Source organism: Gordonia sp. p3-SID1431, from assembly GCF_025143765.1.
GTDB classification, from domain to species: domain Bacteria; phylum Actinomycetota; class Actinomycetes; order Mycobacteriales; family Mycobacteriaceae; genus Gordonia; species Gordonia hongkongensis.
Genome location: NZ_JAMBDT010000040.1, coordinates 14,420 through 40,986, shown reverse-complemented (window position 1 = coordinate 40,986; position 26,567 = coordinate 14,420). Strand labels below are relative to the sequence as shown.

The following is a 26,567-nucleotide window of genomic DNA, read 5'->3' as shown; positions in this document are numbered from 1 at the left end:
GCGTTGCGTGCATTAGGCTCGCTAAAAGTAGCCCACTTCAGGGTCAGAAGAGCCACGAATGTTCCTGTACCTTGGAGTCATGCCAGAGCTCACCACGCTCCTCGATCAGCTCATCGAAACCACCCCACCCACCGACGACCCCACGGGCAGAGCAACATTCGACGCCCTCGACACGTGGCGCCTGATCCGCAACCTCGCAGACCACCAGATCGCCACGCACGCAGCGCAACTCGACGCCCTCGGAGTCGCACAGAAGACCGGTAGCACCACCAAGAAGCTGCTGATCGAGTCTGGACATGCGCCGGCCTCCGCCCTCCGCACCATGCGCAGTGTCGACGCGCTGCCCAACCTGCCCGCTTTGGCGCGTCATACCGCCGATGGGCGGCTGTCCGGCGAGGTCGTCGATGCCATCGTCCGCGGCATGAACGAGCTCGATAGACGTTGTGGTGAGGCGCTTTCCGGCGACGAGCGCTCGCGGTTTGAGATCGAACTCATCGCCCAAGCACTATCCGGTGCAACACCGACTGAGGTGCTCAAGCATGCTCACGTCATCGGCAACGCTCTCGCCGATGCTTGTGGCGCAGGAATCCGAGCGTCGGACGATGCACGCTTGAACTCGGTGAACGCCCACACCACCGACGACGGCCGCGTCGAAGTCCGCGCCGACCTCACCCAGGTCGTGGGCGAGAAGTTCCTGACGATGATCGATGAGCGCTCGTGTCCACGCCCCGAACCCGACGGCGCCGAAGATCGACGCACCGCCGAGCAACGCCGTGCCGACGCCTTCGAGTTGATCCTCGACCAAGCCGCGATCGGCGCTACCCTCGATACCGTTGGTTCCCCGCGCACTCAATTGATGCTGACGATCCCCGCGACCGGAGACCTCGCAACGCTGCCGTGGACCGGATCGGTCAGCCAAGCCACCGCGAAACAGGTCTCGTGCGACGGCTCGCTCACGGAGATAATCCTCGATAGTGAGGGCGTACCACTACAGATGGGTCACACCCGCCGGTTGTATCCGTCACACTTACGCAAAGCGATCATCGTCCGCGACGCCTGCTGCATCAAATGTGGTGCACCGCCGTCCCATACGCAGGTGCATCACATCAAGTCGTGGGCCGACGGCGGACCCACCGACCTCGACAACGGCTGCCTGCTCTGCCAACGCTGCCACACCCAAGTCCACCACCACGGCTGGGACATTGTCATGGGTTTCGACCGACACCCCTGGCTCGTCCCACCCGCGACCATCGACCCACAGCGCCGATCATTACCCGCCTACAACCGACGCACCATGCGACTCGACGACGCCGCCTGACCGCTGCCGCGACAGACCACCAGGCGTTCGCGTAGCACCTTCGCACCCGGCGCCCGCCCGGGACCGCATCCGTCCCTTGACAACTCCACAGAGACATAGCAGTCGGCTCCGTTCCCCTCCACATGTAGAGGGGAACGGAGTCCGCGGGGCAGACCATCGTCGCCCCTCGCTACATCGGCTGCGCCCGCCGCACCTGGTCGGCGGCGCGGGCGGCGTCGAGTTCGACGTCGGTGCGCATGACCGCGGGGCCGACGCTCAGCGTCCCCGACGTCAGCGGTTGCGTCCGAAGTCCACCACGTCCGATCAGGGCTTTGCGCACCCCGTCCCCGGCAACGGTGTCCATCCACGAACACGGATGAGCAGGGCGTCCGCCGCGGAACCGGATCGGACCCGACCCGGTGTCCAGCTCGAACTCGCGTCCCCGCAACGGATCGAGCTCGACACCACGCACGACGACGTTGCGGCGGGCCAGAACCGGATCGGCGTCAGCCGCCGCCGCCATCCATGCTTCGAGCGCCAGAAACGTCATGGCCGCCTCGGTGTGGGCCCGGATTCCGTAGAAGCGATCACCACGAATCCCCTTGTCGGCGACGATCTCCACCGAGTCTGGGGTGCGGGTCTCGACCTCGTCGGCCGGGCCGTCCTTCGGCCTACCGAAGTAGGCGTGCTTCGGCGAGACGACGAATGTGACTATGTCGCAGTGGTATTCGAACTCCATCAGACGCGTTCAGTATCCGGAGAACGAGTCGGTGTGGACACGCCACGGCCGGGACCGCGTCGAACCGTCGAGGCGGCGGACCGCCGCCGACGTCCGTTCGACGAACGCAGGCGTACCTGACACGTAGTAGTGTGCGCCCGCAGCGCTGGGACCGATGAGTTCGGCGAGCCGGGCGGGATCGTCGATCCCGTCGGCGAGTTCCGGCGCCTCGACGGTCGCAATGCGCGCGTTCGCGGCCCGGGCGCGCTCCAGGTCATCGGCGTACACGGCACGCCCCTGATCTCGCAGCACGTGCGCGATGGTCAGGCCGGAGAGATCGTGGCCCGACTGCACCAGCTCCCGCACCATCGACACGAACGGAGTGATCCCGATCCCGGAGGCGATCAACACCACCGATCCGGTCGCCGGAAACGACCGCGGCAGCACGAAGTCCCCACCGATCTCGTCGACGTACACCCGGCGTACGGTTCCGTCGACCAGTGCTGCCTTGTAGGTCGACGGCGCCGCGGCGACGGTGAAGCCGAACTCCACCGGTTGCTGCCGGGGCGCGGACACGAACGAGAAGACCCGCCGCGAACCCGACCACACCGACGCCGACCACCGCGGCACACTGACACTCGACCACTGCCCCGCCCGGAACACCGCTGCGCCACCGACCGGTTCACCGCGCACCACGTAGGTTCGGTCGGCCACCGGGACGGTGACGACGTCGAGCGGCACCCGGCGCGCAGTGCCCGACACCAGTCGGACGAGGAACGCGTACAGGCATCCGACGAGCAACGCCACCTCGGGCACGAACGCCAACGTGTACGCGTCGGTGATCGCAATCGTGTACTGGCAGTGCATGAGCACACCGACCAACGCCGCATATACCAGTCGGTGCAGCTCGGTGGCCGGGAACGTCAGCGGCTCGGGCAGCATGATCGCCGCCACGAACAGCATCGGACTCGACACCACCCATGTGGACAGATCCTGGCCGCCGCGTACCAGTTCGACGACCCCGATCGTGACAAGGGAGGCGCCGATGAACACCAGGGCCAGTCGCCACTCGCGGATCAAGGTCACGACCACCGCACCGATCACGACCATCGGGACGAAGAGCGGATCGGCGGCCACCCACCAGAACGGGAAGCTGATGCCCTCGACACCGGCGTATGCCAGCGCGTAACAACCGACCGCACCCGCGACCGCGGGGTTGACGATCAGCCGACGACGCCATGCGAGAACATATTTCGACGCCGCGGCGATGGCGGCGCCCACCGCGACGGTGGCGACGGCGGTGTCCTCCGAGCCGCCGGGCAGGACGAAGAACAGGATCAGTCCCGTGATCAGCCACGAATCCGAGTTCGGCGGCACCCGCAGCATGCCGGCGCAGACGTAGCTCACGACCCCGCTGAACCCGACCGCGACGACCAGCCACACCGCCAATTCGTCCGGACCGTAACCGAAGTCGGCATCGGTCGCCGAAACGACGAAAGCGACTGCGGCCAGCACCACCAGCCCGCAGAGCACCGCCCGATACGGGGTCAGGTGCCGCCGGGCCGCGTCGATCGGCGAGAGCAGCTGCGGCAGAAGCGTTGTCACAGGAACAACTCCAATCCGGGGATGGCGGTGTGTTCGACACTCCCGTTGCGTCGGATGGTCACGTGATGAAAGCCCTCACGGTGATGGTCGAAATCGCCGCGCAGGAACGCCGCGGGCGTGAAGAACAGCGCCGTCGTCAGGCCGTCGGCCTCCATCGCCGACGGCGCGATCACCCAGGTCGCCAGCACCTCCCGCGCGGGCGAGGCGGTACGCGGATCGACGATGTGGTGCCAGTCGGCCCACACCCGCCGATTGCTCGCCGAGGCGCAGATCGCGCCGCCGGCAACGGACACGACGCCGATCGCCTTCGTCGTGTCCAGCGGATGCTCCAGCGCCACCCGCAGTCCGCGGGAACGCGGCGATATCACCATGTCCCCACCTGCGTCGACCACGAAGTCGTCGACGTGGCCGCCGACGATCTCCGCCACCCGGTCGACCGCGAATCCCTTTCCGGCCGCACCCACGTCGAACAGAGCCGGCTCGCGAATCTCGAGCGCACCGACGTGCTGACCGATCACCGCCTCCCAGGCCGGCGCCGTCGGCACCCGCGCCGACGCGCGGAGCGTGTACGCCGCGTCGTAACCGGCCTCGGCGAGCGTGCGCCCCACCAACGGCGACACCGCGCCGCCGGTGAGGCCGTACAGACGGCGGTACCAGTCGACCAGCGCCTGGTCGGAGTCGGCGATCGGGTATCGCCCCGCCTCCCTGGCCATCTGCGCGACCGTCGAATCGTCCCGGAACCGTGACCAGGCCCGGTCGATCCGGTCGATCTCGGTGTTCACCGCGTCGACGACATCGGCGGGGAGTGGTTCCGGGGTGCTGATCGTCCACCGGGTGCCGATCGCCTCGAACGCCCAGTGGTGCCCGGTGCCGACGGAGGTCAGGCCTGCGCCTCCTGTTTGATCTGTTCGATCGCCTCGTTGAAACCGCCGGAGGTGAGCGACGAGCCGGACACCTTGTCGACCTCGATCTCGTCGATGTTCTTGCCCACCACGACGTCGGAGATGCCGCCGGCGAACTTGCCCTGGTACTCGAGCGACGGGCCCTTGGTCTGGCTGGTGTCCACCGACACGGCGGTGATGACCGAGTTCGACAACGTGACGGTGACCCCGACGCTCTGCGGACCACCCGGCGAGATGTACTCACCGCGCGCCGTGTACTCGCCGTCCTCGTACTCGCCGGAGCCCGCGTCGGCGGCCTCGGTGGCAGCGGAGCTGCCCGTCGCGGCGCCGGTCGTCGTGCCGGTGGCCGAGTCGTCCGACCCGGAGTCCTCGGACGAGCATGCGCCCGCCACGAGTCCGACCACCGCCATCGCCGCGACCACCCCGCCGGTGCGGGCGAGGACGGACGATCCCCGCGGGCTGCGGGACGGGCGCGAAGAACGGGGGCCGGGTTCGGCGATCGTGCTCGGGTCGAGGGTCTCGGTGGGCTCTGGGGTGTGCGTCATGCACCAATTGTGCCGATTGCGCGGCCATTGGTCCCGGCGACGGCCGCGGGGCGTTCCGAACGGTCTCAGCGTCCCGCGGCTGCGACCCTCGCCTGGATGGCGTCGACGAAGACGGTGCGGATGTCGGCCGCGTTCTCCGCGACGTAGGTGGTGCCACCCGTGGCCTCGGCGATCTGCTTCAGCGCGTCGGAGTCGGCGTCGTCGGAGATACCGATCGTCAGCACCAGCACCGGTCGTGCCGGATCCTCCAGTCGCTTCAGTTCGGCGAGCAGATTGTCGAGCGTGATGCTGTCGGGGTCCTCGTTCTGACCGTCGGTCATGATGATGACGCTGTTGGAGTAGTTCGGGTCGTAGGTGTCCTGCACCTTCTTGAATGCCGCGAGGGTCGTGTCGTAGAGACCCGTCCCGCCCCCGAGGTCCGACAACCCCTCTTCGACGGCACGGCCGAGCGCGTCCCGATGCGTACCGCTGCCCGAGCGGGCATCGAGGCGGCGGATCGGGGCGAGCTCCTCCCAGTCCTGTCCGGGCCCGCCCTTGTTCACGCTGAACGCCCAGACGCCGATCATCGTGTTGTTGGGGAAGAGCTTGAGTCCGGTCTGAGAGGCGTCGATGAGCAGGCCCGCCCGGGTGGTGCCGCCGGCCGGTGTCTCCATCGAGCCGGAGGTGTCCTGGACGACCAGCGAGCGGATCGGCACACCCAGTACCTGCCACTGCCGCAATGCCTTGTCGACGGACGACGGGTCGCGCAGCTCCAGTTCCTTGACCGGCTGACCGACGCCGTTTCCGTCGGCGTCGCGGTATCCCGAGTCGGCCAGCGCTGCGCGCCCGGCATCGGTGTTCAGCGCGGTGACGAGGGCCGCCCCGGCGTCGGCGGCCGCCTGCTGGCGCGCCGCAGGAGCCGTGTTGACCAGCGGATAGTCGAGCATGACCGTGCCCGCCGCGGGGATCGTCGACGTCAACTGCGAACCCTGGTGCGTGCGCATGAACAGATCGAACTGTTGCTCGGTGGTGACCACCGGGACGCCCGAGGTTTTGGCGAGGTTCAGACGTGTGCCCTCGTTGTCGTTGGCCAGGCGCGCATTGTTCTGCTGGATGGCGAGGATGGTCATCGCCTCGGTGAAGTCCTGGTCGGCGAGCTCGCCGGAGTCGACCGCGGCGAGAGCACCGATGATCGGGGCGTCGCCGGTGCTGGTGTCCACCGGGCTGCCGGTTCGCAGATCAGGCAACTTCATGACCTCGACCCAGGTGCCCAGCTCGGGTACGTCGGTGCCGGCGACGACGGTCGGGGTCGACGCGATCGACGGCGACACCATATCGAGGTCACGACGCACCTGGGTCGTCACCCGGCGGGCCTGCACCTGCGAGTCCGCGACCCAGAGGTCCGGAGCCGCTGCACCCTGGGTGAGCAGGCCGGGCACATCCGCACCCGCGGCCGTCTGCACGTCGTAGTCGAAACACGAGTCCGCGGACGCCTGCCGCGCCACCTCGCGCAGCGGACCGGTCATCGCCGAGTCCGACGCGACGGCGACCCGGGTCCGGTCCCCGCAGCCACCCGCACCCGTCTGCCAGATGATGACGCCGGTGACCAGGGCTACGACGACCAGCAGGACGGCACCCGCCCACAGCCATCCCCCGCGGCGGCCCCCATCGGTGTTGCGGTGCTCGAAGCCGAAGTCGTCATCGCTCCCCGACCGGGCATCGTTCGACCTGCCTCTGTCCGATGGAGACTGGGCGCGTGGCGGAACCGCCCCACCCGACCGGTCGTTCCCGTTCCACTCGTTTCCGGCGCGATCGGCGCCGGAGCTGTGACGCCCCATTGTTCTTTTCCCGTTCCCCTCGTACGGCGGCGGTCTGCAGACCCGCCTCTCGCGTGGTCGCCGCACGACGCATCGACGCATCGGCGGTCGCGGCCCGCGTGTTCACGCGTGGCTCAGCCGAACACCTCGCGGAATTTCAGCAGCGACTTACGCAGATCCCCCGACACCGCCATGGCCGCGGTCTTACCCACGGGCCCGATCAGCGGCAGCCCACCCAGATCAACAGTGAAGGTTACTTCCGATCCGCTGGAAGTGGGAGCGATGCCCAGATCCAGCTTCGCCTTGACCCCGCCTTTGCCGTTGCCCTTGAGGCGGACGTGCGAGACCGGCTCGAACTTCTCGACCACCCAGTCGAAGCGGACGCGGGTGCCTTTGACCCGCACGATCGAGGAGACCTCGGTGCCCTTGCGAAGGTCGGCGGACGCCGGGATCGGGCTGCGCCACGTCTCGTGGATCACCAGCCATTCGCTGTACCGCGAGAGATCCGATGCCGCGGCCCAGGTATCTTCCGGTGACAGATCAACGCCGATGGAGTCACTCGTCTTCGCCATGACCCAAGAGAGTAGTGCCCCCGCCTCCGCCGCCGAACAGGCACGTTCGCTGCTGGGCTCGCAGGTGACCGGGCACGGGGTGACGATCCGGCTGACCGAGGTCGAGGCGTACGCCGGTCCCGACGACCCGGCGTCGCACGCCTACACCCGAACCGCCCGCTCCGAGATCATGTACGGGCCCCCGGGACGGTTGTACGTCTATCGCATCCACGGCCACCATTGCGCGAACGTCGTCGTCGCCGGGCCGGGACCCGCTGCGGCGGTGTTGCTGCGCGCCGGCGCGGTGGTCGACGGCGTCGACCTCGCACGCGCCCGTCGCGATGCGACGCGCTCGGGGCCGGTCCCCGACGCCAAGCTCGCCAGCGGGCCGGGCAACCTGTGCCGCGCCCTCGGGATCACGATGGCCGACCTCGACACCGATCTCGCCGACCCGTCGACCCCGGTCACCCTCGACCCCGGGGCACCGCTACCGGGGGAACGCGTCGTCGCGGGGCCTCGGGTCGGGGTCCGCCGCGCTGCCGACCTGGCGTGGCGGTTCTGGATCGACGCCGATCCCACGGTGTCGGCGTATCGCCGACATCCGCGGGCTCAGCTCTGAGGACTACTCCCAGCGGACTACCGCTGCGGGTGCTGCGGCTGCTGGGGGTTCTGCGGCCGGGGATTCTGGGGCTGCGGGCTCTGCTGACCCGGCAGCGGCTCCCCGGGGTTGGTGGGATTGGTCGGCGGAGTCTGTCCCGGGTTTCCCTGTCCCGGCGCGCCGACGGCCTTGCGCACGGCATCCTGCGCCTTGTTCACCTGACCCGAGTATTTGTTCTTGGTGACCTTGTCGATGGCGTCGCCGCCCTTCTCGATCAGGCTCGGGTTCTTCTGCAGCGTGGCCCTGGCCTTGTTGACGAGTCCCTTGAGATCCATGACGTCTCCTCTGATCGACGTGCCGGACACCTTCCGGCCACTTGCCGCAGATTCTATCGGTCCGACATGAGCGCCCCGCTGACCTGCGCTTCGTCCGCGTGCTGGTCGTTGTCATGCGCGGCAATCCATCGGGGAGCCACCCGCGAGACGACCTCGACACAGGCGATGCCGACCGCCGCCGAGAGCAAGGCCACCGTGTTCATCCCCCAGTTCGACGAGTCGAGCCGGAACAGGTCCTGGGTGAACGGCCACGCGAAGATCAGCACGTACGCCCCGGCCGAGACGGCGAGCAGGACGACCTTCCACCAGGTGTACGGACGGGCGACCACGGCGAGGACGTAGACCGCGATGGCGATCAGCGTCATCAATGCCGCGGTGGCGGCCTGCGTCTGAGGCTGCGAGAGTTCGACGGCGTCACCACCCACCTCGACGCCGGCGCCGCCCGGGTTGACGATCAGGTAGGTCACGAAGGTGCACAGACCGACGATGATGCCGTTGGGCACCGCGCTGAGCAGCACCCGGCGCACGAAACCACGGCGTGCGCGCTCGTTGTTGGGGGCCAGCGACAGGACGAACGCCGGGATGCCGATGGTGAACCAGGCCGAGATCGTCACGTGGATCGGCTGGAACGGATAGCTGAGCGGATCGGACCCGAACAGCGCCCCGAGGAGACCGCCGAGGCCGACGAACAGCGCGAGCAGCACCGCATACACGGTCTTGGTGAGGAACAGGTTGGAGACGCGCTCGATGTTGCCGATCACGCGGCGGCCCTCGCCCACCACATACGGCAGGGTCGCGAACTTGTTGTCCAGCAACACGATCTGCGCCACCGACCGGGCGGCCGAGCTGCCCGAGCCCATCGCCACGCCGATGTCGGCGTCCTTGAGCGCGAGGACGTCGTTGACTCCGTCGCCGGTCATCGCGACGGTGTTGTCCCGCGATTGCAGCGCCTTCACCATGGCCCGCTTCTGATCCGGCCGGACCCGCCCGAACGTGACGCCCCGTTCGACGACGTCGGCGAGTTCGCCTGTTTCTGAGGGCAACTCGCGCGCGTCGACCGAGGACTCGGCCGATCCGAGCCCGAGCGACGCGGCGACCGCCCCCACCGACCGGGCGTTGTCCCCGGAGATGACCTTCACCGCGACATGTTGCTGTCCGAAGTAGTCGATCGTGTCGCGCGCATCGGGCCGGACCCGCTGTTCGAGCACCACGAGTGCGACCGGGGAGACGGTTCCCGGAGCGACCTGACCCGGCTCGGGTTCGGTGTCCACGGGCACGTCGGTGCAGGCCAGCAGCAGCACGCGGAGTCCGGTCACGCCGATGTCGGAGGCGAGGCGGGCCGTCTCGCCCTCCGGGTCCAGCAGGACGTCGGGCGCACCGATGAGCCAGTGACCGTCGTCGATGCCAGCGGTCGGGCCGGACCCGCTCCCGCGGAACGACATCCCGCTCCACTTGGTCGCCGAGGTGAACGGTTTGATGGCCGCCACCGACCAGTCGGGTGGGATCGGATGTGCCTCGGCGATCGCGGTCATGCTGGCGTTGGGCCGCGGATCGTGGGCGGCGAGCGCGGCCAGCACCTGTCCCTCGGTCTCGGCGGGCACCGTCCCGAGGGAACGCACCTCGGCCAGCCGCATCCCGTTCTCGGTCAGGGTGCCGGTCTTGTCCGCACAGACCACATTGACGCGCGCGAGCCCTTCGATGGCCGGGAGTTCGTTCACCAGACACTGCCGCTGACCCAGCCGCACCACACCCACCGCGAAAGCGATCGAGGTCATCAGGACGAGCCCCTCGGGCACCATCGGCACCAGCGCGGCGACCATGCCGAGCAGGGACCGACGCAACCCGTTGTCGCTGACGAAGAGTTGGTTGACGATGGTCAGGACACCGGCCGGGATCAGCAACCAGGTGATCACCCGCAGGATCTGATCGATGCCGGAGCGCAACTCGGAGGAGACCAGCGTGAACTTCGACGCCTCGGCCGCGAGCTGGGCCGCGTAGGCATCGGCGCCGACCTTGGTGGCGCGGTACGCGCCACCGCCGGCGACCACGAAGCTGCCCGACAGCACCGCGTCTCCCGGGTCCTTGTCGATCGGGTCGGCCTCGCCGGTGAGCAGTGACTCGTCGACGTCGAGCGCGATGGCCTCGACGACCTCGCCGTCGACGACGATCTGATCGCCGGCACCGATCTCGATGATGTCGTCGAGCACCACCTCGTCCGGCGGTACCTCGGTGACCTCGCCATCGCGCCGGACCCGGGGCCGGGTCTGGCCGACGATCGCGAGCTTGTCGAGCGTCCGCTTGGCCCGGACCTCCTGGATGATGCCGATCCCGGAATTGGCGATGATCAGCAGTCCGAACAGACCGTTGATGAGCGATCCGGTGAACACGACGATCGCGAACAGCACCCCGAGGATCGCGTTGATCCGGGTGAAGACATTCGCGCGGACGATGTCGGCCACACTGCGGCCGGACCGGTCGGGCAGCGCGTTGACCTGGCCGGCCGCGACCCGCTGCGCCACCTCGGCCGCGGTCAGGCCGGCGTCCGCGATCTCGGTCGGCGAGCTCACGCCGAAGCCTCCCACCAATTGGGTTGTGCCACACCGCTGCCGGTCCGCGTCATCAGGTCGATCGAACCGCCCGGTTGCGGCACCAGTATCGTCGGCTTGTCCGGCCCGGCGTCCGCCTGTAACCGCGCGATGGGCTCCCCCCAGGGATGGCGCGCGAGGTTGAACGTGCCCCAGTGGATCGGGATGAAGACCGAGTCGGATCCGGTACCGGGCGAGACCATCCGGTGGATCGACAGGGCCTCCTCGGGGTTCACGTGGATGTCCGGCCACATCACGTCGTAGGCTCCGACGGCGATGAGGGTGAGGTCGAACGGGCCGAGTCGGTCGCCGACATCGGCGAAGCGCTCGCTGTGGCCGGTGTCCCCGGAGAAGAAGACCTTGTGCTCCCGTCCGGTGATCGCCCAGCTGCCCCACTGGGTGAGATTCCGCTCCAGCCACCGGCCCGAGAAGTGCCGCGCCGGACCGCAGGTGAACCGCAGCTCGCCCGCGCCGGTCGGCACCACCACCTCATCCCACCAATCCGCCTGCCGGATGCGATCTTCCGCGATCCCCCAGGAGGCCAGGTGCGCGCCGACCCCGATCGTCGTGACGAACACCGCATCTGGCTGGGTGTCGGCGATCGTGACGACGGTGTCCATGTCGAGATGGTCGTAGTGGTCGTGACTGATCAGGACGACGTCGAGTGGCGGCAACTGTGACGGCGCCAATGGGGCGGAGTGCATGCGTCCGGGCCCGACGAGTTGACTGGGCGAGCAGCGGCGGCTGAGGACCGGATCGGTGATGACCCGCGCGCCGTCGATGTCGACGACGGCGGTGGCGTGGCCGAGCCAGGTGACGGCGAGGTCGCCGGGGGCCTCGAAGCGTGGGACCGTCACCATGACCGGTCGGCGCGGCCGGCCGGGCCGCCGGGCCATGTCGGTGAGGACCTGCAGGCTCGGATCGGCGATCGACGGGGGTTCCGGGTTGACGAAGGCGCCGTTCCGCAGATGCGGGCTCCGCCGCACGTGCGGCGCTATCTGGTCGCGGGAGGCGCCCAGCGCGCGGGCGGGACCGAGTCCCTCGGCGGCGAGCCGCGCCACGACGGCGTCGGCCACCGCCACTCCCGCCGAACCCGCACGCGCGAGGACGTCGCGGCGCAGGTCGTTGGTGCCTTTTCTACCGGTCGTGGAGGTCACGTTCACACAGTAGTGGGTTCGGTGGCGTCACCTTGGGCAGACGGCGGTCGCGCCGTGCGGTGCACGCCTCCCGACCGTCCCCGGTGTGATCTGCGATTTCTTCCGGGTGAACGGCATTGTGCGCCTCACCGGCACTGATAGGCTGCGGCGACATTGTCCACCCGAGCATGCGCCGGCGCATGTGGTCAGGAAGATACCGCAGTGGCACGGATGTCCGTCGACCAACGTCGAAGCGCGCTTCTCGAATCGGCGTACCGTGTGATCGCCGACCATGGGGTCGAGGGCGCGACCACGCGTCGCATCTGCGCCCACGCCGGCATGCCGCTCGCAAGTTTCCACTATGCCTTCGAGAGTCGCACCGCACTGTTGTGCGCGGTCATGGAGACGGCGGTCCCCACCGACATCGAGCGCATGCTGCACGCGGTGCTGCCCGCCGCCGACTACGGACCCGAGCCGGGCGTGGAGACGATGCGGTCGAGCATGGTGAGCCAGTTCCACGCGTTCTACGACCTGCTCAAAGCCGATCCCGGCCGGATGCAGGCGACCATCGCGCTCGGCATCTATGCGCACAATCACCCGGAGCTGCAGCAGGTCGGCAAGCACATGTACGAGCAGCTCTACCGGGTGGCCTCGGCCGGGCTGCGGTCGATGGCCGACCTGACGCCCATGGAGTGGACCACGCCGGTCGAGGACCTCGGTCCGCTGATCATCGCGGCGACGAACTCGATCACACTCGTCTACCTCAGCACCGCCGACGACAAGGTCGTCGACGCGATCATCCGCTCGATCACCGATCAGCTCATGACCCATGTCAGCTTCGGGTGAAGCGCCCGACGCGGCACCGGTGACGCCGACGCCCGCGCCGTGGCTGAGTGATCCCGAATCCTATTGGGCGGCAATTGATCAAGCGGTCGCCGATGCGAGACTCGACGCACCGGTCCTCGCACTCGACCGGGCCGCCCTGGAGCACAACGTCGCCGATCTCACCCGTCGGTCGGCGGGTGTCCCGATCCGCCTGGCCACGAAATCCGTCCGTGTCCGCTCGGTCATCGACGACATCACCGCGCGCGCCGGTTTCGCGGGGGTGCTCGCCTACGACGTGGCCGAGGCACACTGGCTCGCCACGACCTCGGGGATCGACGACGTGCTGATGGGATACCCCAGTGTGCGGCGGGATGCGCTGGCGGCCTTGGCCGCCGACGAGGTCGCGACCCGTCGGGTGAGCGTGCTCGTCGATTCCGTCGACCAACTCGACCTCATCGACGCCGTCGTGCCTCCGTCCGCCCGGCCGCCGATCCGCGTCGCGATCGACCTCGACGCGTCGTACCGCCTACTGGGCGGGCGGGTGCACATCGGGGTTCGCCGCTCGCCGGTGCACTCCCGTCGTGACGCACTGGAGCTGGCACGGATCATCGTGGCACGTCCCGGCTTCGATCTCGTCGGGGTCATGTCCTACGAGGCGCAGGTGGCCGGGGTGGCCGATGCGGCGCCCGGTAAGGCGTTGGCCAACCGGGCGATTCGCGCGATGCAGCGACGTTCGATGGCCGAGTTGCGCCGTCGCCGCGGCAAGGTGATCGACGACGTGCGCCGGATCGCCGACCTGGAGTTCGTCAACGGAGGCGGCACCGGTTCCCTGGAGGAGACCGCGCGCGACCGCTCGGTCACCGACATCGCCGCGGGCAGCGGTCTGTTCGGCGGCCATCTGTTCGACGGGTACGCGCGGTTCCGTCCCGCCCCCGCGCTGTCCTTCGGTCTCGACGTCGTCCGCCGCCCGGCGCCCGGCGTCGTGACCTGCGCGGGCGGCGGTTGGATCGCGTCCGGCCCGCCCGCTGCCGACCGGTTGCCCACACCCGTGTGGCCGCACGGACTCACCTACGTCGGTACCGAGGCCGCCGGCGAGGTGCAGACCCCACTGCGAGGTGCGGTCGCGGACGAGATCGCCGTCGGGAGTCGGGTGTGGTTCCGGCACACCAAGTCCGGCGAGGTGTGCGAACGAGCGCGCGAGGTCGCGATCATCGGCCGCGACGACGCCGGGCACGCAGTGGTCGATGAGGTCGTACCGACCTACCGAGGAGAGGGCAGGTGCTTCCTGTGAGCAGGACCGCTGCGCGTTCGGCGCCCGGCTGGCGCAACTGGGGCGGCACCGCGGCCTGCACGCCGAACCGGGTGCGGCACCCGGCGAGTGCCGCCGAGATCGCCGACATCGTCCGGGAGACGGCCGCGCGCGGCGGCACGGTGAAGACCGTCGGCGCGGGACACAGCTTCTCCCCCATCGCCGTGGCCGACGACGTGCAACTCGACCTGTCGCGCCTGCGTGGTCTGGTCGCGGCCGACGGCCACCGAGTGACCGTGCGCGCCGGCACACACCTGCACGAGATCCCGGGGATCCTGGCACCTTTCGGACTCGCGATGACCAATCTCGGCGACGTCGATCGTCAGACGATCGCCGGCGCCACCTCGACCGGAACCCACGGCACCGGGCTCGCCTTCGGCGGCATCAGCACCCAGATCGTCGGCGCGACCATCGTCACCGGCTCCGGCGAGATAGTCACCGTGACCGCCGACGACGCCGACATGCAGGCCGTCGCACTCGGCCTCGGCGCGCTCGGGGTCGTTGTGGAACTGACCATCGACTGTGTCGACGAGTTCCGGCTGCACGCGGTCGAGGGTCCCGAGACGGCCGATGCGGCGATCGCCGCCTTCCACGAGCGCGTCGCGACCACCGACCACCACGAGTTCTACCTGTTCCCGCACACCAATTGCGCTCTGGTGAAGACGAACACACGGGTCGGTCCCGACGCCCCGGTCACCGGGCCGTCGCGCGTCAAGCGCTACATCGACGACGAACTGTTGAGCAACAAGGCCCTTCGTCTGCTGTGCGAGATCGGTGCGCGCGCACCGCGATTGGTGCCGACGATCAACGGGGTCACGAGACGCGCGCTCTCCGCGCGCGAGTTCACCGACTCCTCCACCGGGGTCTTCGTCTCCGACCGCGACGTCCGGTTCCGCGAGATGGAGTACGCCGTCGACCTCGAGGCCGTGCCGGCGGCGCTGCGCGAGATCCGCGCCCTCCTCGACCGGCGCGACCACCTCGTCAGCTTCCCCATCGAGGTCCGCGCCGCCGCGGCCGATGACCTCATGCTCTCCACCGCCTCCGGACGCACCAGCGGTTACATCGCCGTACACCGTTATCACCGCGACGATCCCGCCGACTCCGATGCTTACTTCGCCGACGTCGAAGCCATCCTCACCGGTCTCGGCGGCCGGCCCCACTGGGGCAAGATGCATACGCGCGACGCCGAATATCTACGCGGCGTCTATCCACGGTTCGACGAATTCCGCTCCGTCCGGGACCGATACGACCCGTCGCGCGTGTTCGCCAACGACTACCTGCGGCGGGTGCTGGGCGACTAGTCGGCGAACCCCGCCATCACGTCCAGCGCCTCGTCCTCGAGCAGCGGGCCGTCGACGTCGATCGAGGCATCGCTGGACGCGATCACCTCGGCGCAGGACGACCCGAAATGCGGGCCACCCGGGAGGACCGCGGTGAACGCCGCGGTCGAGGCGGCGAACACGATCCGGCCCACACCCGCCCACACGCACGCCGCGGCGCACATCGGGCAGGGCTCGCCACTGGCGTACACCGTTGCGCCCGCCAGTCGTTCGGCATACCCGTCGTCGATCGCCCGACGAAGCGCTACGAGTTCGGCGTGGGCAGTGATGTCGCCGGAGGCGCCGACCTGGTTGCGCCCCTCCGCCACCGCGATGCCGTCCACGGCGATCACACTGCCGAACGGCCGGTTTCCTGCCTCACCTGCCTCACCGGCGAGGTCGATGGCGCGCCGCAACAGTTCTCGGTCACGCTCCGAGGTCCTCATCCGGCCAGCTCCACCCGGGTACCGACGCCCTGTTCCGTCGCGGCGTCGACCAACAGGCGCGCGGTGACGAGGTCCTGCAACCCGATCCCGACGGAGTTGAACAGGGTGATGTCCTCATCGTGCTCCCGGCCGCTGCCGGGGCGGACGATCACATCGCCCAGCTCGATGGCGACGTCGTCGGCCACGAGGTGGCCCTCTTCTATCGCGAGCAGGACGTCACCGGATTTGGCCAGTGCCGTCGACCGGCTGTCGACCACGAGGCGGGCAGCGGCCATGCCCGCACCATCGACTTCCCGATGGTCGGCACGCGGCGGCGCACCGACGACGTTCAGATGCTGGCCGGTGCGGAACCACGCGCCCTCGACGATCGGCTCACGCGAGGGCGTGAGGGTGCACACGACGTCGGCCGACGAGACGACAAGCCGCGGTGAGTCGGCCGACTCCACCTCGAGATCGAGGTCCGCAGTCGCCGTGCGGAACCGGTCCACCGTCGCCGCGCTGCGAGACCAGACGAACACCTTCTCCAGTGGCCGGACCCGCGCGATCGCCCGGGTGTGCTCGACCGCCAGCGTGCCGGCCCCGATCACGCCGAGCACCGCACTCGAGGTGTGAGCAAGATGCGCGGTGGCGACGGCGCTCGCGGCAGCGGTGCGGATCGCGGTGATCAACCGTCCGTCGATCACCGCCTCGCACTCACCGGTGTCGGCGGACATGAGCAGGATGGTCGACCGTTGCGCCGGACGACCCGACTCGCGGTTGAACGGCATGTCCGACAACATCTTCACCGCACTCGCCCGATGTCGGCGAGCCGATGCCGCCATCGGCAGGACGGTTCCCCTCTCGATCGGCAGCATCGCGGGCGCCGGGTTCGTGGCGGTTCCCGTCGACAGGTCGATGTGCGCCTGTTCGACCGCGGCATACACGGCTGCCCGGTCGATCAGACCGGCGACCTCGGAGTGAGTCAGGACGATGGCCATGTCGGGCCCTTTCTCTTGCAGGTGGTTTCGCGCACGTCAGACACGGCCGACGTACGGGACGGTGAGGCAGGACGGCGCCTTGCGTCCGCCGACGAAGCCGGCGACGGCGACGATCGCGATGAGGTATGGAAGCATCACCAGCAGCGCGTACGGGATGTCGACGCCGACCGCGGGCAGGGCGAACTGAAGCGCCCGGGCCACACCGAAGAACAGGGCGGCAATGACGATTCCGGTGACCTTCCACCGACCGGCGATCACGGCGACGACGGCCAGGTATCCCATGCCCGCGGTCATGTTCTCGCTGAACGACCGCACCTCCGACAAAGCCAGCTGGGCTCCGGCCAACCCACCGCACCCGGCCGCGATCAGCACACCGAACACCCGAATCCTGTTGACCGACACTCCGGTCCACCCTGCCGAGACGGCATCTTCGCCGACAGCATCGAATCGGATGCCCAGCATGGTCCGGCCGGAGAACACGATCGCGAGCCCCGCGACCACCAGAAGGCACAGGTACCCGAGCATCGTCTGTCCGAACAGGGCCGGCCCGACGACGGGGAGATCACTCAGGACGGGGATGCGGACGTCGTCGAACGCAGGAACGTTGTTGCCCTTGCCATCGGCGAGCAGGATGCGGGCGCCGAAGGTGGTGAGGCCGAGCGCCAGTGCGTTCGCCGCCACACCGATGACGATCTGGTCGGCTCGGCACCGGACGCTGAGCACAGCGTTCATCACTCCGAAGAGCAGCCCGGCGGCGATGCCGGCGAGAACGCCGAGGACCGCGGATCCGGTGGTCGCGGAGGCGAATACGCTGGTGAACGCGCCGCACAGCATGATGCCCTCCATACTCAGATTGAGGACGCCGGCTCGTTCGCTGATGGACTCGCCGGCCGCGGCGAGCAGCAGTGGGATCGCGAATGCCGCTCCACTGGCCAGGATCTCGGTGATCATCGTGACGTTCATGCCGACACCTCCTCGGTGGCGGTTGTCGAATCGGCGGCCTTCGTGGCGGCCACATTGCGGGATCTGGTCGGCGACGTCGATGCCCACCACGCGGTGGCGGCGATCAAGATGATGAGAACGCTCTGCACGACCGTGATCGTCGACGACGGGACACCTGCCTGGAGCTGTAGGTTGATCCCACCCGAGACCAGGAAGCCGAAGAGCAGCGACACCCCGGCGACCGCGATCATCGACCCTCGGGCCAGCAGCCCGACGACGAGTCCGCTGAACCCGAACCCCGACGAGAAGCCCTCGGCGAGCACGAACGGTGCGCTGGTGACCAGCAGGCCGCCCGCCAGGCCGGCACATCCACCCGCTGTGGTGAGACCGAGAAACGCCGTGCGCTCGATGGGGACACCCAGTCGTGCCGCTGCCGAGGGAGACAACCCGACGGCGCGCAGGCGGATTCCGACCGCGCTGTGCCGCAACAGAACCGCCACGAGGACAGCGAGTCCGATGGCGAGCACGATCGCGATCGTGGCCGGATTCTTCGCGAGGCCCAGGAGCGGCAGATGAGTGGACTCACCGAGGGACTCCGACTGCGGCAGCGTCTCCGACGATGTCACGGGCTGCCGCAGCAGGCCCTCCTCGTGCACCATCAGCACCACCATCGCCAGGCCGACGAAGTTCAGCAGCAGAGTGGTGATGATCTCGCTGGCGCCGCGTCGGACCTTCAGCCAGGCGGCGATGGACGCCCACAGGGCGCCGCCGAGCACCGCCGCCGCCAGCGTGAGCGGGATCGCCAGCACCGGCGGGATTCCCTCCGGCAGGGACACCCCGACGGCGGTCGCGGCGACACCGCCGAGGCAGATCTGGCCCTCACCGCCGACGTTCACGAGCCCGGCCCGGTAGGCGATCGTGAACCCGATCGCGACGAGCATGAGCACGGCGGCGCTGTTCATCGACGTGCCCACCGCGAACGGCGACCCCAGCGTGCCATCGACCAGGGCCTCGATCACGGTGGCCGGATTCGCGCCGGCCACGGCGGCGAGCGCGAGTCCCACCGCGGCCGCGACGACGACTGCGCCGAGGCCCACGACGACGGGGTTTCGAGGACTGACGGTCGCCGTCGACAGGCGCGACCGGATGTATGTGGTGACGGTGTCCATCAGGCGACTCCGGTGAGCAGGTTGCCGATGAGGCGCGCAGCCTCCGGCGACCGGGCGTCGACCGAGCCGTGGAGCCCACCCCGATAGGCGACGACGACGCGATCGCACACCGAGAGCAACTCGTCGATCTCGCTGGACGTCACGAGGACGGCGGCGCCGTCGTCGGCGGCCGCACGCAGCCGGTCGAGGACAAATGCGACGGCCCCGACGTCCAGACCACGGGTCGGTTGCGCAGCGACCACGACTCGCAGTCCAGGCGTCGTCAGTTCCCTTGCGAGAACGACCTTTTGTTGATTTCCACCGGACAGACTGCCGATCGGCGCATCCGGTCCGGGCGCCCGGACGTCGAAATCGGCGATCGCCGTCTGCGCATCGGCTTGCATCCGGGACCGGTCCAGCAGACCCCACCGCCGGTAGTTCGGTAGCCGTGGCATCGCCAGGTTCTCGGCGATGCTCATGGCGGCGATCATGCCCTCGGCGTGCCGGTCTTCCGGGATCACCGCCAGGCCCGCGAGTGTCCGGCGGGCCGGCGTGGCCGCGGTCAGATCCTCGCCGTCGATCGTCACGACCCCCGTGTCCGGCGACACGGCTCCCGACAGCACCGATGTCAGTTCCGACTGGCCGTTGCCCTCGACCCCGGCGATACCGACGATTTCGCCGGCGCGGACCTCGAGGTCCACGCCCGCAAGGGCGACACGACCGTCCTGGCGGGTCACGCTGATGTCCTCGACCCGCAGACGGGGCGGCGCCTGGTTCGTCGTGCGCGTGTCGTCGGCCGGTGACCGCGCCGGGCGCTGGGTGCCGACGAACTGCGTTGCCTCGCCGAGCATCATGGCGAGCAATTCCTCGCGGCTGAGGTCGGACAGCGGCCCACCGCCGACGACGGTGCCCGCCCGGAGCACCGTCGCCTCATCGGCCACCCGGGCCACCTCGCCCAGCTTGTGGGTGATCAACACGACGGACTTGCCGCTCGCGGCAAGCGCCGAACACGTGTGGATGAGCGCGTCGATCTCGGCCGGGTCGAGCACCGCCGTCGGTTCGTCGAGCAAGATGAGTCGCGGGTCGGTGAGCAGCGACTTGACGATCTCGACCCGTTGTCGTGCACCGACGCTGAGGTCTCGAACCATCACCTCCGGATCGACACGCAAACCGTAGTGGTCGGAGATCCGATCGAGGTCACGGCGCAGCTGCCGCCGTGGTGGCCGGAAGCCCCCCGAACCGAGGACGAGGTTGTCCGCGACGGTCATCGTGGGTATCAGCGAGAAGTGCTGATGCACCATGGCGACACCTCGATCGATGGCGTCGGCCGGACTCTGCGGACGATACTCGTTGCCGCCGAACGTCATCTGGCCGCGGTCCGGGGACACGGTGCCGAAGATCGCGTTGCACAGGGTCGACTTGCCCGCGCCGTTCTCCCCGAGAATGCAGTGCACAGAACCGGCGCGGACCGACATGGTCACCTCGTGGAGGGCTCGCACCGTGCCGAAGGTCTTCGCGACGGAGTCGAGCCTGAGGAGCGAGTCTCCCCCGGCCACCGGGATGTCGGTGGTGATCGTCATCGTCGGCGGCCTCAGTACGGAGCGACGGCGCCGTCGGCGATGGCAGCTTTCGCGCGCTCAACCGCCTGCGCCACAGCCGGATCCGTCGAGCACACGATGTAGTCGGTACCGCCCTTGTCGGTGGTCAGACCGAACGGCACCTGCGCTGCTTCCCACGTGCCGTCGAGCACAGCTCGAACCGCGTACTCGACCTCCGCGCCGATGTCGGTCTTGACGTAACCGCTGTACACCGGGTTGCTGCAGTCACCGGGGATCGGACCGCCGCCGAGCCGGTTCCCGGTTTCGCTCGCGGCCTGCTCGATGCCCTGCTTGCCGAGGTTGACGATCTGGCCCAGCACATCGGCGCCACCGGCATAGGCGGCTGCGGCTGCCTGCTTGGCCTTCGCCGGATCGTTGAAGTCGCCGACATACTGCGGCGCGAGAACCCGGACGCCGGGCCGCGTGAACTCGGCTCCGTTCTCGAATGCCTTCGCCGCGTTGACGATCGCCGGGAGTTCGACCCCGCCGACGAACCCGATCGTGCCGTCCGCCGAGGCCGCCGCCGACGCCGCACCGGCGATGAACTCGGCTTCGGCCTGCTGCGGGTCGTAATACGCGAGGTTCGCCATGGGTTCGGCGTCGGCCGGACCGCCGATCTCGACGAACGTCACGTCCGGAAACTGCGGCGCGACCTTGCGCAGATCGGCGTCGGTCTGCCCGCCCACCGAGATCACCAACTCGTTCTCCGAGGCGAACCGCTGAAGGGCCTGCTGGTAGTCGGCGGTCGCGACCTGCTCGACGTAGCTGATGTCGACCTGGTCGCCGAGCTGTTCCTTGATCCGGTTGTAGCCGGCATACGCCGACTCCATGAAACCGGTGTCGTTGATCGAGCCGGGCAGGAACACCCCGACCGACAGGGTTCCGTCGTCGGCCGCGGAGTCGGACGACCCGCAACCGGAAACTCCGAGAGCGAGCGCGCCGGCGGCCATCAGCGCGATGGGAAGCTTTCGTTTCATGGTTTTCTCCTGGTAGGCCGGCATCCTCGTAGCGGTATACCGTTACGAAAAGAGTCCGCTTGCACCATTTCCGCCCGGTTACGAACCGGTAAGAGCGTAATTAACGGTATACCGTTACACGTCCCGGGGGTACGCTGGCCTTCGCCACACAGAGGAGACATGCCGTGACCGGTGCCGCAGACGCCGCGACGAAGAAGTCGCTGAGCGATCTCGCCTACGAGGTGTTGCGTGGGCGGATCGTCGGCCTCGAGCTCGCGCCCGGCACCAGGCTCGTGGAGCGTGACCTGGCTGTCGAGCTCGAGCTGTCACGCATCCCCCTTCGCGAGGCGATGCAGCGACTGCAACAGGACGGCCTGGTCGTGATGGTGCCCCGTCGCGGCGCGATCGTCGCACCGTTCACAGTCGATGACGTGCGCGATCTGTTCGACGTCCGCGAGAGCCTCGAGGTGCTGGCGGCCCGACTCGCTGCCGAACGCGCCGATCCGGTCGGGCTCGCTTCGCTTGCCGACCAACTGGAGATCGCTCGTGACGCGACGGCGCGAGACGACAAGCCCGCGATCGCCGCGGCCAACTCACGGTTCCACACGATCATCGTCGACCTGGCCGGAAATCCGTTGCTGGAGAACGTCCTCGGACCACTCGAAGCCCGCACGCAGTGGTTGTTCCACCTGACCAAGGACCGGGACCCGGGGGTGCAGTGTCGCGAGCACGAGGAGATGCTGGCCGCAATCACCGATCACGATCCCGACCGGGCCGCCGAGTCAGCCTTCCACCACGTGCATTCTGGGCGCGCCGCCAGCCTTGCGATGGCGGCGCAGTGGTCGCGCAACGCCCTGGATCCAGTCGCGCTCACCAAGAGCCGACGCAGGTGATCCGACCCGGACTCAGCACTCGACCACGCTGAGCGGACATCCACGGCCAGCCCGCCGTTCGCGATCTCCTGGTACTCGGCGTTCATGTCGCGGCTGGTCGATGTCTTCGTCGCGAACATTTGGCAGAGCGGGTGTGCCTCGGCTCGCGATGATCTTTCGACGCGTCTGCGACTCGTGGAGACCGGTCGCACGTCCCGCTTGACACCGCAAGACCCGAGACGCACACTTGTTGCATAGCATGCGCGTCGTTGCGTATGACGCAACAAGTCAACACTCCCCCAGCTTGGCCCGGCCGAATCCACGTGCCGTCCGACTGTCTCGAGATCGACTGCAATGCAGTTGATCTCGATGTAACCGCCATCCCGACAGATCCGTCACCGACCGTGCAGAGAGGCCCGCACTGCTGATGACTGCACCATTCGTCGCGCATGCCGCCACCAGGGCACCGGAAACCGGCACCCGCGCTCTGATCGCCGACCGCCGCGCAGGCGAGAGCCTGCCGGCGGAGTTCTATGTGAGCCGGGAGTTCTTCGACCTCGATGTCGACGAGATCTTCTCTCGGTCATGGATTTTCGTGGCCACCGAAGCCGAGATCACCGATCCCGGTGACTATGTCACCATCACCTTCTCGACCCGGTCGGTCATCGTCGTCCGAGACGACGACGGCCGGGTCCGGGCCCACCACAACGTGTGTCGGCATCGAGGGGCCCGCCTGCTCACCGAGCCCAGCGGATCGACCGGGACCCTGGTGTGCACCTACCACTCGTGGACCTACGGGATGGACGGGCGCCTCGAGTTCGCCGATGACCAGGCGCCCGGCTTCGACAAGTCCTGTTACTCGCTGCGCTCGGTACATGTCCGCACGATCGGCGGCCTGGTGTTCATCTGCCTGGCCGACGACCCGCCGGCCGACATCGACGAGGTCGCCGCCGTCGTCGAGCCCTATCTGACGCCGCACCGTCTCGCCGAGGCCAAGGTGGCCAAACAGGTCGACATCGTCGAAGACGGCAACTGGAAACTGACGATGGAGAACAACCGCGAGTGCTACCACTGCGGTGGCCATCCGGAACTCCTCAACGTGTTCTTCCCGACCTGGGGATACAGCGACACCGACGCCATCCCCAGCCGGTTGGCGCCGGCGTTCGACCGGTTCCACCGCGCCACCGCGGAACAGACCGAGATCTGGGACCGGCATGGCCTACCCCACACCCGGGTCGTAGAACTCGACACGCGCGCAACAGGGTTCCACATCGAGCGCGACGCACTCGACCTCGCCGGCGAGTCGTTCACCCTCGACGGCTCCGCGGCCTGCGGCCGCCTCCTCACCGACATCCCCGACGCGCGACTCGGCCGGCTGTCGATGCACCTGCAGCCCAACATGTGGCTGCACGTGACGAGCGACCACGCCGTGCTCTTCGCGGTCATCCCGGTCTCCGCCGATCAGACCCTGGTGCGCACCACCTGGCTCGTCCATCGTGACGCCGTGGAGGGCGTCGACTATGACCTCGACCAGCTCACCGGGGTCTGGGAGAAGACGAATCAGCAGGACGCCGACCTCGTTGCGCTCGCGCACAGCGGCATCAGCGATCCCGCTTACGTTCCCGGCCCTTACAGTACGTCGGAGATCCAGGTCGAGGCCTTCGTCAACTGGTATGTCACGATGCTGCGCCGCCGACTCGACATCCCGGCCGCCGACGGCCCTTTCGACGCGGCGGGAGCCTGAGAGCGACCATGGCCGACAACATCTTCCTCCAGTGCGTGTCCCGCACCGACACCACCCGGGACATGGCGACGTTCACCTTCCGGGTCGCGGGCGGGTCGCCGTCGCGCTCCGCTGCCGGGGATCCGGCCGGCGACCCGGACGACCACCGGACCTTCGTCTTCGCCCCCGGTCAGTTCCTGGCGATGACCGTGGAGATCGACGGCCGGCCCGTCCAGCGCTGCTACAGCATCTCCTCACCCCCGACCCGGCCGGGGGGCCTGTCGATCTCGGTGAAGCGCGTGACCGGGGGCCATGTCTCGAACTGGTTGCACGACAACATGGTCGAAGGCATGATGATCACCGCCTCCGGACCGCTGGGTCGATTCACCTACACCGCTCGTCCGGCCGAGAAGTACCTGTTCGTCTCGGCCGGGAGTGGCATCACGCCGGTGATGTCCATGCTCCGATCGGTCACCGACAGCGAGTCCCCGCTCGACATCGCCTTCGTGCACAGTGCGCGCAATGTCGACGACATCCCATTCCGGGACGAACTCGAGGAACTCGCCCGTCGGCATCCGAACGTGACACTGGCGTTCGCGGCGACGCGCATGGCCGCCGGCGACTTCCCCGACTGGACCGGACACCGCGGGCGCATCGACCGCGCGATGCTCGAACGGGTCTGCCCCGACCTCGGTGACCGCGAGGTGTTTCTCTGCGGCCCCGGGCGTTTTCGCAGCGACGTGCGCGGCGCACTGGTGTCGGCCGGCTCGGCTCTCGCTCGGATCCACGAGGAGAGCTTCGGGTTCAGCCTGCCCACCGATGACGAGTCGGAGTCCGACACCGGCGTGGTCGTCGCTTTCTCCCGACGCGCCCGGCGGGTCACCGTGGGTCCCGGCACCACGATCCTCGCCGCCGCCGCCAAAGCGGGCGTCACCCTGCCATCGACGTGTGGTGTGGGCCTGTGCGGTTCCTGCAAGGTCCGCAAGGTCTCCGGCGACGTGGTCATGAACCACCAGGGCGGTATCCGCCCACGAGAGATCGCGCAGGGCAAGATCCTGCTCTGCTGCGCCGAACCCCTGTCCCCGGTCGTGATCGATTTCTGAGGGAGACCCGACGATGACAAGCCAGAAGACACCGCGTCCCGCGGGCCTGGCGCCCCCGGGCGCCCACCTCCCCCACCACCCCGAGTTCCTTTGGCGCGCACCCGAACCCAAGTCCTCCTACGATGTCGTCATCGTGGGAGGCGGCGGCCACGGTCTCGCCACGGCCCACTACCTCGCCCGCGTCCACGGCATCACCGATGTCGCCGTCCTGGAACGGGGTTGGCTGGCCGGCGGCAACATGGCGCGCAACACCACCCTGATCCGATCCAACTATCTCTGGGACGAGAGCGCCGGGATCTACGAGCACTCGCTGAAGCTGTGGGAGGGTCTCGAGGACGAGCTCGGATACCCCATCCTCTTCAGTCAGCGCGGCGTACTCAACCTCGCCCACACCGAACAGGATGTGCGCGACAGCATCCGGCGGGTGGAGGCCAATCGGCTGAACGGCATCGATGCCGAATGGCTGGATCCCAAGCAGGTCGCGGAGGTGTGCCCGATCGTCAACACCTCCTCCGACATCCGTTATCCGGTGCTGGGCGCGACCTTTCAACCCCGTGGCGGCATCGCCAAACACGACTACGTCGCCTGGGGTTTCGCTCGCAGCGCCAGCGATGCGGGCGTCGACATCATCCAGAACTGCGAGGTCACCGGGTTCGTCACCGACGGCGACCGGGTGGTCGGCGTCGAGACCACCCGCGGCCGCATCGCTGCGGGCACCGTCGCGCTGTGCGCCGCCGGACACACCTCGACGCTCACCGACCAGCTCGGTTTCCGGGTTCCGATCCAGAGTCATCCGCTGCAGGCCCTGGTGTCCGAACTCCTCGAGCCCATCCACCCGACCGTGGTGATGTCGAACGCGGTGCATGTCTACGTGTCCCAGGCCCACAAGGGTGAGCTGGTGATGGGCGCCGGGGTCGACTCCTACAACGGATACGGGCAGCGCGGCGCCTTCCACATCATCGAGCGTCAGATGGCTGCCGCGGTGGAGCTGTTCCCGGTGTTCGGGCGGGCCCGCCTCCTGCGGACATGGGGCGGGATCGTCGACGTCACCCCCGACGCCTCACCCATCGTCGGTGCCACCCCGTACGAGAACCTCTACCTCAACTGTGGTTGGGGCACCGGCGGATTCAAGGCGACCCCGGGCGTCGGTTGGGCGCTGGCGCACACGATCGCCACCGGCAGCCCGCACGCCGTCAACGCACCGTTCACCCTCGACCGGTTCGTCACCGGCCGCCTCATCGACGAGCACGGCGCGGCCGCCGTCGCCCACTGAACCAGCCA

General features: G+C 68.5%; 24 protein-coding genes. 9 read left to right on the top strand and 15 right to left on the bottom strand.

Going from position 1 to position 26,567, the window contains the following annotated elements; translation table 11 throughout:
- Positions 1 to 58 precede the first annotated feature (58 nt).
- Complete coding sequence (locus tag M4D77_RS12300; protein WP_259936319.1) at positions 59 to 1,318, top strand: HNH endonuclease signature motif containing protein; 1,260 nt, start codon at positions 59 to 61, stop codon at positions 1,316 to 1,318.
- 169 nt (positions 1,319 to 1,487) lie between these two features.
- Here M4D77_RS12300 and M4D77_RS12295 read toward each other — a convergent pair whose 3' ends face one another.
- From M4D77_RS12295 to M4D77_RS12270, 6 genes are all read right to left on the bottom strand, one after another.
- Positions 1,488 to 2,036: a molybdenum cofactor biosysynthesis protein gene (locus M4D77_RS12295; protein ID WP_259936318.1), complete on the bottom strand. Its 549-nt coding sequence runs from the start codon at positions 2,034 to 2,036 to the stop codon at positions 1,488 to 1,490.
- Between the two features lie 9 nt (positions 2,037 to 2,045).
- Positions 2,046 to 3,620 carry an FAD-dependent oxidoreductase gene (locus M4D77_RS12290; protein WP_259936317.1) on the bottom strand — a complete coding sequence of 525 codons (1,575 nt, stop codon included), beginning with the start codon at positions 3,618 to 3,620 and terminating at the stop codon, positions 2,046 to 2,048.
- A complete protein-coding gene (locus M4D77_RS12285) occupies positions 3,617 to 4,462 on the bottom strand; it encodes an FAD:protein FMN transferase (RefSeq protein WP_259936320.1) in 846 nt (281 codons plus the stop codon). The genes M4D77_RS12290 and M4D77_RS12285 overlap by 4 nt, the downstream gene beginning before the upstream one ends.
- Before the next feature lie 38 nt (positions 4,463 to 4,500).
- Complete coding sequence (locus M4D77_RS12280; protein ID WP_137810899.1) at positions 4,501 to 5,067, bottom strand: FMN-binding protein; 567 nt, start codon at positions 5,065 to 5,067, stop codon at positions 4,501 to 4,503.
- Positions 5,068 to 5,132: 65 nt separating this feature from the next.
- Positions 5,133 to 6,884, bottom strand: a complete 1,752-nt coding sequence (locus tag M4D77_RS12275; RefSeq protein ID WP_259936316.1) for a substrate-binding and VWA domain-containing protein — start codon at positions 6,882 to 6,884, stop codon at positions 5,133 to 5,135.
- A gap of 113 nt (positions 6,885 to 6,997) precedes the next feature.
- Positions 6,998 to 7,435 carry an SRPBCC family protein gene (locus M4D77_RS12270; protein WP_058251681.1) on the bottom strand — a complete coding sequence of 146 codons (438 nt, stop codon included), beginning with the start codon at positions 7,433 to 7,435 and terminating at the stop codon, positions 6,998 to 7,000.
- On the opposite strand from M4D77_RS12270, the gene M4D77_RS12265 reads away from it, so the two are divergent.
- Positions 7,413 to 8,033: a DNA-3-methyladenine glycosylase gene (locus M4D77_RS12265; RefSeq protein ID WP_259936315.1), complete on the top strand. Its 621-nt coding sequence runs from the start codon at positions 7,413 to 7,415 to the stop codon at positions 8,031 to 8,033. The two genes, M4D77_RS12270 and M4D77_RS12265, sit on opposite strands and share 23 nt — an antisense overlap.
- Before the next feature lie 17 nt (positions 8,034 to 8,050).
- On the opposite strand, the gene M4D77_RS12260 is transcribed toward M4D77_RS12265, so the two are convergent.
- The 3 genes from M4D77_RS12260 to M4D77_RS12250 are packed head-to-tail and all read right to left on the bottom strand — an operon-like array spanning position 8,051 to position 12,095.
- On the bottom strand, positions 8,051 to 8,347 hold the full coding sequence (locus tag M4D77_RS12260) for an antitoxin (protein WP_259936314.1): 297 nt from the start codon (positions 8,345 to 8,347) through the stop codon (positions 8,051 to 8,053).
- 53 nt (positions 8,348 to 8,400) lie between these two features.
- Entirely contained in the window at positions 8,401 to 10,914 is a 2,514-nt protein-coding gene (locus tag M4D77_RS12255) for an HAD-IC family P-type ATPase (protein ID WP_259936313.1), read from the bottom strand.
- Positions 10,911 to 12,095, bottom strand: coding sequence for an MBL fold metallo-hydrolase (locus tag M4D77_RS12250; protein WP_259936312.1), 1,185 nt, complete (start codon positions 12,093 to 12,095; stop codon positions 10,911 to 10,913). Before M4D77_RS12250 ends, M4D77_RS12255 begins: the two co-directional genes overlap by 4 nt.
- Before the next feature lie 195 nt (positions 12,096 to 12,290).
- Between M4D77_RS12250 and M4D77_RS12245 the strand changes: the two genes are divergently transcribed.
- Genes M4D77_RS12245 through M4D77_RS12235 form a run of 3 tightly spaced genes read left to right on the top strand, consistent with a single transcriptional unit; the run spans position 12,291 to position 15,503 of the window.
- A complete protein-coding gene (locus M4D77_RS12245) occupies positions 12,291 to 12,914 on the top strand; it encodes a TetR/AcrR family transcriptional regulator (protein WP_065630789.1) in 624 nt (207 codons plus the stop codon).
- Positions 12,898 to 14,184: an alanine racemase gene (locus tag M4D77_RS12240; protein ID WP_259936311.1), complete on the top strand. Its 1,287-nt coding sequence runs from the start codon at positions 12,898 to 12,900 to the stop codon at positions 14,182 to 14,184. The genes M4D77_RS12245 and M4D77_RS12240 overlap by 17 nt, the downstream gene beginning before the upstream one ends.
- Positions 14,172 to 15,503 (top strand): D-arabinono-1,4-lactone oxidase, encoded by a 1,332-nt coding sequence (locus M4D77_RS12235; RefSeq protein ID WP_137810894.1) that lies wholly within the window; start codon positions 14,172 to 14,174, stop codon positions 15,501 to 15,503. The genes M4D77_RS12240 and M4D77_RS12235 overlap by 13 nt, the downstream gene beginning before the upstream one ends.
- Here the strand turns inward: M4D77_RS12235 and M4D77_RS12230 are convergent.
- Genes M4D77_RS12230 through M4D77_RS12205 form a run of 6 tightly spaced genes read right to left on the bottom strand, consistent with a single transcriptional unit; the run spans position 15,500 to position 21,609 of the window.
- Positions 15,500 to 15,967: a nucleoside deaminase gene (locus M4D77_RS12230; RefSeq protein WP_137810893.1), complete on the bottom strand. Its 468-nt coding sequence runs from the start codon at positions 15,965 to 15,967 to the stop codon at positions 15,500 to 15,502. The two genes, M4D77_RS12235 and M4D77_RS12230, sit on opposite strands and share 4 nt — an antisense overlap.
- Positions 15,964 to 16,944, bottom strand: coding sequence for an ornithine cyclodeaminase family protein (locus M4D77_RS12225; RefSeq protein WP_137810892.1), 981 nt, complete (start codon positions 16,942 to 16,944; stop codon positions 15,964 to 15,966). The genes M4D77_RS12230 and M4D77_RS12225 overlap by 4 nt, the downstream gene beginning before the upstream one ends.
- A gap of 36 nt (positions 16,945 to 16,980) precedes the next feature.
- Entirely contained in the window at positions 16,981 to 17,907 is a 927-nt protein-coding gene (locus M4D77_RS12220; protein WP_137810891.1) for an ABC transporter permease, read from the bottom strand.
- Positions 17,904 to 19,055 carry an ABC transporter permease gene (locus M4D77_RS12215; protein WP_137810890.1) on the bottom strand — a complete coding sequence of 384 codons (1,152 nt, stop codon included), beginning with the start codon at positions 19,053 to 19,055 and terminating at the stop codon, positions 17,904 to 17,906. The genes M4D77_RS12220 and M4D77_RS12215 overlap by 4 nt, the downstream gene beginning before the upstream one ends.
- Positions 19,055 to 20,614 carry an ABC transporter ATP-binding protein gene (locus tag M4D77_RS12210; protein WP_137810889.1) on the bottom strand — a complete coding sequence of 520 codons (1,560 nt, stop codon included), beginning with the start codon at positions 20,612 to 20,614 and terminating at the stop codon, positions 19,055 to 19,057. Before M4D77_RS12210 ends, M4D77_RS12215 begins: the two co-directional genes overlap by 1 nt.
- 11 nt (positions 20,615 to 20,625) lie before the next feature.
- A complete protein-coding gene (locus M4D77_RS12205; protein ID WP_137810888.1) occupies positions 20,626 to 21,609 on the bottom strand; it encodes a BMP family ABC transporter substrate-binding protein in 984 nt (327 codons plus the stop codon).
- A gap of 164 nt (positions 21,610 to 21,773) precedes the next feature.
- Here M4D77_RS12205 and M4D77_RS12200 point away from each other — a divergent pair, with 164 nt between their 5' ends.
- From M4D77_RS12200 to M4D77_RS12185, 4 genes are all read left to right on the top strand, one after another.
- Positions 21,774 to 22,481, top strand: a complete 708-nt coding sequence (locus M4D77_RS12200) for a GntR family transcriptional regulator (RefSeq protein WP_137810887.1) — start codon at positions 21,774 to 21,776, stop codon at positions 22,479 to 22,481.
- Positions 22,482 to 22,887: 406 nt separating this feature from the next.
- Positions 22,888 to 24,204, top strand: a complete 1,317-nt coding sequence (locus tag M4D77_RS12195; protein WP_259936310.1) for an aromatic ring-hydroxylating dioxygenase subunit alpha — start codon at positions 22,888 to 22,890, stop codon at positions 24,202 to 24,204.
- A gap of 8 nt (positions 24,205 to 24,212) precedes the next feature.
- Entirely contained in the window at positions 24,213 to 25,286 is a 1,074-nt protein-coding gene (locus tag M4D77_RS12190) for a hybrid-cluster NAD(P)-dependent oxidoreductase (RefSeq protein WP_137810885.1), read from the top strand.
- 13 nt (positions 25,287 to 25,299) lie between these two features.
- The gene (locus M4D77_RS12185; RefSeq protein ID WP_065630784.1) at positions 25,300 to 26,559 is read left to right on the top strand and encodes a sarcosine oxidase subunit beta family protein; all 1,260 of its coding nucleotides are present in this window, start codon (positions 25,300 to 25,302) and stop codon (positions 26,557 to 26,559) included.
- Positions 26,560 to 26,567: the final 8 nt, after the last annotated feature.

What these genes read in the sequence shown, in the direction of transcription:
- M4D77_RS12300 (WP_259936319.1), top strand. Translation starts at nt 59, where the DNA reads ATGTTCCTGTACCTTGGAGTCATGCCAGAGCTCACCACGCTCCTCGAT.
- M4D77_RS12295 (WP_259936318.1), bottom strand. Translation starts at nt 2,036, where the DNA reads ATGGAGTTCGAATACCACTGCGACATAGTCACATTCGTCGTCTCGCCG.
- M4D77_RS12280 (WP_137810899.1), bottom strand. Translation starts at nt 5,067, where the DNA reads ATGACGCACACCCCAGAGCCCACCGAGACCCTCGACCCGAGCACGATC.
- M4D77_RS12275 (WP_259936316.1), bottom strand. Translation starts at nt 6,884, where the DNA reads ATGGGGCGTCACAGCTCCGGCGCCGATCGCGCCGGAAACGAGTGGAAC.
- M4D77_RS12265 (WP_259936315.1), top strand. Translation starts at nt 7,413, where the DNA reads ATGGAGTCACTCGTCTTCGCCATGACCCAAGAGAGTAGTGCCCCCGCC.
- M4D77_RS12270 (WP_058251681.1), bottom strand. Translation starts at nt 7,435, where the DNA reads ATGGCGAAGACGAGTGACTCCATCGGCGTTGATCTGTCACCGGAAGAT.
- M4D77_RS12260 (WP_259936314.1), bottom strand. Translation starts at nt 8,347, where the DNA reads ATGGATCTCAAGGGACTCGTCAACAAGGCCAGGGCCACGCTGCAGAAG.
- M4D77_RS12240 (WP_259936311.1), top strand. Translation starts at nt 12,898, where the DNA reads ATGTCAGCTTCGGGTGAAGCGCCCGACGCGGCACCGGTGACGCCGACG.
- M4D77_RS12230 (WP_137810893.1), bottom strand. Translation starts at nt 15,967, where the DNA reads ATGAGGACCTCGGAGCGTGACCGAGAACTGTTGCGGCGCGCCATCGAC.
- M4D77_RS12225 (WP_137810892.1), bottom strand. Translation starts at nt 16,944, where the DNA reads ATGGCCATCGTCCTGACTCACTCCGAGGTCGCCGGTCTGATCGACCGG.
- M4D77_RS12220 (WP_137810891.1), bottom strand. Translation starts at nt 17,907, where the DNA reads ATGAACGTCACGATGATCACCGAGATCCTGGCCAGTGGAGCGGCATTC.
- M4D77_RS12215 (WP_137810890.1), bottom strand. Translation starts at nt 19,055, where the DNA reads ATGGACACCGTCACCACATACATCCGGTCGCGCCTGTCGACGGCGACC.
- M4D77_RS12210 (WP_137810889.1), bottom strand. Translation starts at nt 20,614, where the DNA reads ATGACGATCACCACCGACATCCCGGTGGCCGGGGGAGACTCGCTCCTC.
- M4D77_RS12205 (WP_137810888.1), bottom strand. Translation starts at nt 21,609, where the DNA reads ATGAAACGAAAGCTTCCCATCGCGCTGATGGCCGCCGGCGCGCTCGCT.
- M4D77_RS12195 (WP_259936310.1), top strand. Translation starts at nt 22,888, where the DNA reads ATGACTGCACCATTCGTCGCGCATGCCGCCACCAGGGCACCGGAAACC.
- M4D77_RS12190 (WP_137810885.1), top strand. Translation starts at nt 24,213, where the DNA reads ATGGCCGACAACATCTTCCTCCAGTGCGTGTCCCGCACCGACACCACC.
- M4D77_RS12185 (WP_065630784.1), top strand. Translation starts at nt 25,300, where the DNA reads ATGACAAGCCAGAAGACACCGCGTCCCGCGGGCCTGGCGCCCCCGGGC.